The organism is Bathymodiolus platifrons methanotrophic gill symbiont (assembly GCF_002189065.1).
Classification (GTDB): domain Bacteria; phylum Pseudomonadota; class Gammaproteobacteria; order Methylococcales; family Methylomonadaceae; genus Methyloprofundus.
In genome coordinates, this window is the sequence record NZ_BDMN01000326.1 from 1 (window position 1) to 1,558 (window position 1,558).

A 1,558-nucleotide genomic window follows, 5' to 3' on the forward strand; every position below is an offset into this window, starting at 1 on the left:
GATTGTTTCACTGATGAGGTCGCTGAGCTGAATTGCTTTTTGTAATAACTGAAAATATGCGGCTTGATATCATGGGCTTTGCAATACTCGACCTGAGTTAAGCTACTGGCTTGCCATTGCGGTATAGGGTCTTGCATAGCCGATTTATTTTGAGATGGGCTCATTAATGCCTCCTGAGTTAATTGGAAGCAATAGTCTGCCATTTTTTAGGTTGGTTTAGAATGTGTGGTTTAATTGACGCTTACTGTTCGTCTCTGATAATATCCTGATCTTTTTTATAATCACGATTACAGCAACGACACATAGGAATAAGGTTTCGCATATTTGCCGCAGCAAAAGGATAAATACTTTTTGCTAAATAATGATCTTGATCCTGTGCGGTTTCATCTGGATTCATTAACCTTTCTATTCCGCAGATAGGACAAAACTTAGTATCAAAAGCAGCAAAAACTATTTGATATTGACGCTCACGGACTTTAAAATCTGCCAGTTTTTCATAACAAAAAACAAATAAATCCTTAACAGCATCATTAAGTGTAGGAAAATCGTTTTCTATTGTTGCAATCGTCTCTGTACCAGACAATAATGCAGCAATATTGTTTTGAGAGTTAAGTGCTACCAATACCAACTCTCTTTCAGGAATGGATAAGCCTTTCAATTCATCTTGATATTTAAACAATCTATCACGTATTCCAGTAGAGCTTTTTAAAGATTTTTGCGAGAAATCATTAAGCTCACTAGGTATTAAGCTTTTCCACTCGGTATGTGTTTCTAAAATCGGTTGACCCAAACCCAATTGCTGATGAACTTTTTTAATAAGCCCAACAATAGTGCCGTAAAGCCAGTTTTCTTCCGTTGCTTCAATAGGATAACAAGCTGACACTTTATTGGCTTTTCTTAGGAATAAGCACGAAACAACTTCCCGATATTAATTATTCTTGAGGAATTGCACGGTAATTCCATTTTGGTAAATGTGTATCAAATACAATCGGCATTATTTCTTTGAAGTCAGCGGCATATTTTCGTCCTGTCTCGTATATTTTGTCGAGTATGTGAACAATTGTTGTTAGTCCTTTTGACGTTGATGTTCTAGAAATCAATGTTTTAACTGTTTCAACCGAGTCAAATACAACACCTTCACAAGCACGAGTCACATGAGGAAAAAAACGATGTTCAATGGGATTATACTTGGAGGTATAAGGAGGATAGTGGGCAATCCTAATTTCCAATCCAAGTGCATTCGCAGTCTTTTGTAAATCTTCTTTAAAAATGTAGTGCCGTGAGCTGTTACTCCCTCCACCATCGCAAAGGATCAACAATGATTTTGCTTTAGGATAATGAATAATACCCTCGTTTACCCACCATTGAAATAAGCTATCACAGGCAAATTCACTGGTATCATGACTCGTTCCAAGCGTGATATATCCTGTGTTTCGTTTGAGGTCATAAAACCCATGAGGAATAACACTGCCTGTTGCAGAGCTAGGGAAATCATGATCATTCGTTTGAATGGCTGCTTGTGTATAGAGCGATCCATTACGATAAAAAGTACCCAATA

Annotated in this window: 3 protein-coding genes; all 3 read right to left on the bottom strand. The window is 37.2% G+C overall.

What is annotated here, in order from left to right; translation table 11 throughout:
• The coding region (tnpA, locus tag CDZ78_RS24560) for an IS66 family insertion sequence element accessory protein TnpA (protein ID WP_444979215.1) at positions 1-203 on the bottom strand (203 nt) is incomplete at its 3' end.
• 38 nt (positions 204-241) lie between these two features.
• The gene (locus tag CDZ78_RS16595; RefSeq protein ID WP_087870986.1) at positions 242-883 is read right to left on the bottom strand and encodes a hypothetical protein; all 642 of its coding nucleotides are present in this window, start codon (positions 881-883) and stop codon (positions 242-244) included.
• 49 nt (positions 884-932) lie between these two features.
• A partial coding sequence (locus CDZ78_RS16600; RefSeq protein ID WP_140414142.1) for an ISAzo13 family transposase occupies positions 933-1,558 on the bottom strand: 626 nt, incomplete at its 5' end.